This window comes from Methylobacterium sp. Leaf87 (assembly GCF_001422775.1).
Lineage (GTDB): Bacteria > Pseudomonadota > Alphaproteobacteria > Rhizobiales > Beijerinckiaceae > Methylobacterium.
In genome coordinates this window covers 1-5,206 of sequence record NZ_LMMI01000051.1, presented here as the reverse complement: position 1 = coordinate 5,206, position 5,206 = coordinate 1, and the positions used below count along the sequence as shown (strand labels likewise).

The following is a 5,206-nucleotide window of genomic DNA, read 5'->3' as shown; positions in this document are numbered from 1 at the left end:
GCGGCCGAAGCCGCGCCGTGCGTGAAGTTGCCCGAAGTCTCCGCTCTGCTCTGGCGCGCATTCGCCGCCGGTCAGGTGACCGAGACCGAGGCCGAGGTTCTATCCACCCTGATCGAGGTGCGAAGGACCGTTCCAGCAGCCGTAGCTGCCCCCAGGAAGCCCGTGGGCTCCCGACCACGTACAGACGCCTCGATGGAGCGCCGCCGCACCTGGGCGGCTTCTGGAAGGCTTCCGCCCAACATCGCGTGCCGGTTCACCCTGGCAGAGGTCGCGGTTCTCGCCGTCGTGGCCGAGACGGTGGCTCGCATGGGGGATTGCCGCATGCCGCTCGATCGGATTGCCGCCCTCGCCGGAGTGTGCCGAACCACAGCCAAGAACGCCCTCAAGCACGCACGACACCACGGGCTCATTGAGGTTGAAGCTCGCAAACTCAGGGCTTGGCGCAACCTCTCGAACGTCGTGCGGATCATCTCCGCTGAATGGCAGGCGTGGATGCGTCTGGCACGTCGGCCGACAGCCGCATCACAAGGGGGCAAATCGGTGCCCGGCACGAATACAAGAATTACAGATAGCTCGAATTCTGGGTCATCTCGGAGTGGTCGAAGGGCTTCCGAGAGGGGTGCCGGACGAAGATTCGGTGGACATCCTGGGGAAAGATTCGCCCTTGCTGTGGATGACGAATCTGCAAAGCGGATTCGGTAACGGAATCTCAACCTGCGAATCGATCAGCGCGGCCAAGAAGGTCCGCGACAGCGACGTCACGCGCGATGACTGCGTCCAGAGCGCGTACTTCGGATGCGAGATCGTCTGATGCTACAGACGCTACATCTGCAAGTCTTGATCGGATTCGAGTAACTAATTCTGGCCGAACACGTCGGTTCATACCACTTCGTCTGAAGAAGTCGTATAGATAATTTCCGTTTCGACCACACCATTTTACGCTGAAGTTATGCGGTGAATCCGTCAATCCAAGTTGGTGGATTCGGTTAAATGTTTTCACAACTTGGTGCCCGTACATAATTGATCCTTTATAAATAGACTCTGGATGCGGTTCTGGATAAATTCATCCATGGAATAGTTTTGTAGCGAGGAAATATTATGAATCTAAGAATTTTAAGACAGGAATCATCTAAGTTTGCGCGTAGTTATTTATCGGAATCTCAGGGTAGACGAAGATTTATTTGCGGAGCCTATGTAGGACGTCTTGGTAGTCAGCGGGTCGCAATCGAGCATGATGAAGGTTGGACAGCCCTCGTGCAGATCGGCTCGCAGCCGCGAGTGCTCGACTACACCGACGACCGGCGCTTCGCCGGAATTGCCGGTGAGATCGCTCTCCTCGAATGGCTACTGCCATGACCTGGGACGAGGAGATCGCCCCTCTCCGTGCGGCCACCGCTGCACGCTACGACGTCTTCGTCCGGACCCGCCGATCTGACCTTCGTTGGGTCACCGTGATCGTGGGGGCCTATGTCGTCCGCATATGGGACGACACGGCTGTGCTGATGAGAGAAGCGGTCGCATCCCTCAATGCCGATTTCAGAAAGACCCTGATGCAGGAGGGGCGCATCCGTCGCGATCCGCGCGGATATACGCGATGGACGGGTGTAGTCGAAATTGATCTAATTCACCCGAACATGCTGTGCAGCCGAATGAAGACCGAGTTGTTGTCCGGATTCGGTATCGATTTCGCGAAGATTCACAAGCTGGAACGTGTGGTGATTCTTCATGTTCATATGATTATAGATGGAAGAGGACATGAATCTTGGAATCTCATAGATAAATCTATTAGATCGAGGTGGTCCGTTGGTCCGAGGCAAGTACACTTTGCGGAAATTTATAAAAATGGAACAGTTTCAGATAATATAAAGAGATTGTCAGATTACAGCGTAAAGTTCAAATTCTTTTATTCAAGAGGATGGCTTGATCGGAAGACTGAGTATTACAGAGAGGAATACGAGACCAAGTGGATCGATTACGTCCAGGCGATGTACCGGACGATCGGGTTAGACAACTTGACGATTTCAAGCGTGTCGTCGCGGTCAAGTTACGGTTCCAGAGTGTACAGTAATACCTCAGAATCCGTAGTAGAAAAACAAGATTCACAAGCATTGCAGTTGACAATTCCCACTGCACATAGCGATAAAGACAATACCAAACCTTCATATTATCAAGTACAAGAGTATAACCCGAATGGGAAATACACTGTGATTCCCATTCATAAATTCAATGTTCGAAAGGATAACATGAGAATCAAGGAAATATTACCCTATATCAATCTTGATAAAATCTCCGACGAAACCCTGTCAGAACTATGTGATCACTTAGACAGGATGGGAGGGCAACGAAGAACCAGTGCAAGCCTCGAAGCTCAGTACGGTGATGCCAATGCTGATGCCTTATCCGATCTAGAGGTGGAGCAAGCCCGCCTCGATCTGGATCAGACGCGAGCAGACGTCGAGCGATCTCGCGCCCAGGCGGTGGTGGATTTGGCTGATGCGGCTTGTCTCTCGTAACGCAGTCACACCAGCGCGGTTCGGACTTAAATGCCACGTAAGGTTGAAGCTTCAGAGGCTTGATCGATAGAAGCCGGAAGGTTGGTTACAGCTATGGGTAGAACACGCTCGCCGTTGGCGATCCCGGCAAAAAGCTCGCGGATCGCATTCTGATCCGCATCGCTCTTGGCAGCGCCGGTTGGGTAGTAGCCACCTTCAAGGATGTGAAGCTGCTCGAAGTTGTATCCGACAACTTTTGCTATCTGGTCGAGCAAAGCTGCATACAGGTGCTGCCTTTTTACGAAGAAGGCTTGTTGACGATCCCCTGATGGCATCTCCGCTCGAAGATTCTCAAAGTAATCCTTCCACGCCGATAGGACTTTAGCGCATTTCTGGAAGTCTATCTCAATCAGATTCAAGGCTTGTATAGTTTCAGCATTTAAGCCAGCCGCTCGATTCCCCATCAGTATCCGAAATATACGCATCTTTCGTTCGTAATTTTCACGTTTTTTATCTATTAGACGTGTGACGTAGACCGCTGCTACTGGACCTATAAAAGTCGCAATTAAAATTGCCCAACCAAATACATCAGAAGCCGGATTCATGATTTCTCTCATAAAAGTAATACTACAAAAAGTTGAATTTAACTTAGTTGACGTCAGCCGTTGCCCGCCGGTTCTGGATGCGCATCACCTGAGTAGGCGACCATTGACCACCACGCGGAGCCGGAATGCCCTTCGCGTTCAAGGCTTCTGCAATCTCTCGAAGCGAAGCGTTGCGTACCTCCATGTTGGTCATGAACCCCGCGAGGTCTGACGCAAAAAGGTTGGCCTGCTCTCGGCGGACCTGCTTGCTGATCGCGCGTCCCTGGACGCCGTCCCTGGTCAGGTTGCGCCCATGGCTCCCCAACTTCACACCACGGGCCTTCGCCGCAGCGAGAGCCTTCTTGGTGCGCTCAGAGACCATTCCAGCCTCCAGTTCGGCCACGGAGAGCATCTGGCGCAACATGAACCGGCCCATCGATCCCTTGGTGTTCGGCAGATCGCAGAACTCCACCTCCACCCTGGCATCGGTCAGCGTGCCGATGAAATCAGGATCGCGGGTCAACCGGCTCACGTTCGCCACGATGAGCTTCGCCCCCATCAACCGGCAGTGAGCCAAGGCTTCAGCAAGTCGGGGGCGGGTGCGCTTGTTCGTGCCCGTCTCGATCTCGGTGAACTTGGCGATGGGCTCCACGGCCCCACCGAGGCGATCACGAACGGTCTGTTCCTGGGCCTCTAAACCCAGCCCAGACTTCCCCTGTTTCGCCGACGAGACCCGGAAGTAGGCGACATACCGATCCTGGCCCAACCGGTTCTCCGATTCGTTACATGTGATGAAACGTTCGATTCTACAAATGTAACGAATCAGGCAGGAAATCAAGCAGCCGTTCGGACGCGATCACGGAGATCATGATCTCCCCCGAGATCGTCGTCATGCTGGAGATCGGATGGATCAACCCACCAGACGCTTCCACAACGAGAGCCGGGCAGGTTCGTCCTTGTCGGGAGCGGGCAACACCATCGTGAGCCGTTCCGCCTGAACACGCCATTGGTCCGCCGTCTGACGAGCATCGTCCCTGGAAGCCTTCACCTCGGCAACCAACTCGCGCAGCCCGCGTACCTCGGCCTCAAGGGCAGCGAGCCGGGTAGCTACCTCGTTATCCCCGTTGCCGGGGTGTTCGGGGTTCCGATGGGCAATCCCCGTTTCCGAGTTGATTACCGAAGGGGTTGCCGGGTGTAACTCGACAACCGGCTGAGGCTGGAAGCGGTGTTTCACCCCATCCCACCACCGGACCAGTTCACTCGGATCGATGGCGAAGCTGCCATCGTCTCGACGCGCAGCGGAAAGCTGCCCCTTCGAGATGGCCTTCGAGATGGTTGGCTTCGAGATGCCGAGTTGTTTTGCGGCGCTGCCGAGTGTGACCATGCCGGTTGCCCAGAGGATGGATTCCCTGGAAGGCACGGTTCACGGAAACGGTTAACGAATCCCCCCGGTAGGACGTCTGTTTAGCGCGGCCTTAGGCGGGCAGGGGTAAAAATCTGGCAACGCTTCCACGAGGCAACCATGCCAGACCCGCACAGCATTACCGCTTACGCCGCCGCAACGGCTGTCGTCCTGGGGGCCATCACCGGCCTTCTCGCCGAGCTTCGCCGGTGGCGTAGTGGCAAGAACGGCAACACCACCGATCCACCGGGCAACCCCTGAACGGCGTTCCTGAACGGCGTTCTGGCAACGATGCTGGGTGCGCCCGTCGATCGACTGTCCGGCGATGGGCAGAAGATATTGACGCGGTGGACCCCGCCCGCGCATCGTACCCCGGTTCCGAGTCTCTTGGCTCCGGAAACGAAAACGGCCCGCACCGGGTGGGTGCGAGCCGCCGATCCAGCCGGGGCTGGGACCGATCTTTCAGTTTGGCGACTGGATCATCCCATTCCCCTCGCAGCGCCGCAAGGGCTATCGCGTCAGAAATGGCGCCATTTTAGCCCCGGCGAAGCTTTGCCTGGACGGCGCTCCTCCCCCCTCGGTGCGGCGCGTGCCAGGAGGGATACGTGTTCGCAGACGAAATCAGGCGGGCGGCCGAAGCCGCGCCGTGCGTGAAGTTGCCCGAAGTCTCCGCTCTGCTCTGGCGCGCATTCGCCGCCGGTCAGGTGACCGAGACCGAGGCCGAGGTT

At 56.0% G+C, this 5,206-nt stretch carries 5 protein-coding genes and 1 pseudogene; 3 read left to right on the top strand and 3 right to left on the bottom strand.

Annotation, left to right across the window (positions count from 1 at the left end; all coding sequences use genetic code 11):
• Positions 1-619 precede the first annotated feature (619 nt).
• Positions 620-811 (top strand): hypothetical protein, encoded by a 192-nt coding sequence (locus ASF22_RS24210; protein WP_056267212.1) that lies wholly within the window; start codon positions 620-622, stop codon positions 809-811.
• A 541-nt stretch (positions 812-1,352) separates the two neighbouring features.
• Entirely contained in the window at positions 1,353-2,513 is a 1,161-nt protein-coding gene (locus ASF22_RS24205; RefSeq protein WP_156647868.1) for a hypothetical protein, read from the top strand.
• A 26-nt stretch (positions 2,514-2,539) separates the two neighbouring features.
• Here the strand turns inward: ASF22_RS24205 and ASF22_RS24200 are convergent, their stop codons facing one another.
• From ASF22_RS24200 to ASF22_RS24195, 3 genes are all read right to left on the bottom strand, one after another.
• On the bottom strand, positions 2,540-3,097 hold the full coding sequence (locus tag ASF22_RS24200; RefSeq protein WP_156647867.1) for a DUF6680 family protein: 558 nt from the start codon (positions 3,095-3,097) through the stop codon (positions 2,540-2,542).
• Between the two features lie 43 nt (positions 3,098-3,140).
• Positions 3,141-3,914, bottom strand: coding sequence for a recombinase family protein (locus ASF22_RS18960; protein ID WP_244474344.1), 774 nt, complete (start codon positions 3,912-3,914; stop codon positions 3,141-3,143).
• 72 nt (positions 3,915-3,986) lie between these two features.
• A complete protein-coding gene (locus tag ASF22_RS24195; RefSeq protein ID WP_156647866.1) occupies positions 3,987-4,460 on the bottom strand; it encodes a helix-turn-helix domain-containing protein in 474 nt (157 codons plus the stop codon).
• Positions 4,461-5,083: 623 nt separating this feature from the next.
• On the opposite strand from ASF22_RS24195, the pseudogene ASF22_RS25050 reads away from it, so the two are divergent.
• Positions 5,084-5,206 (top strand): annotated as a pseudogene (locus tag ASF22_RS25050) (transcriptional regulator); the annotation flags it as partial.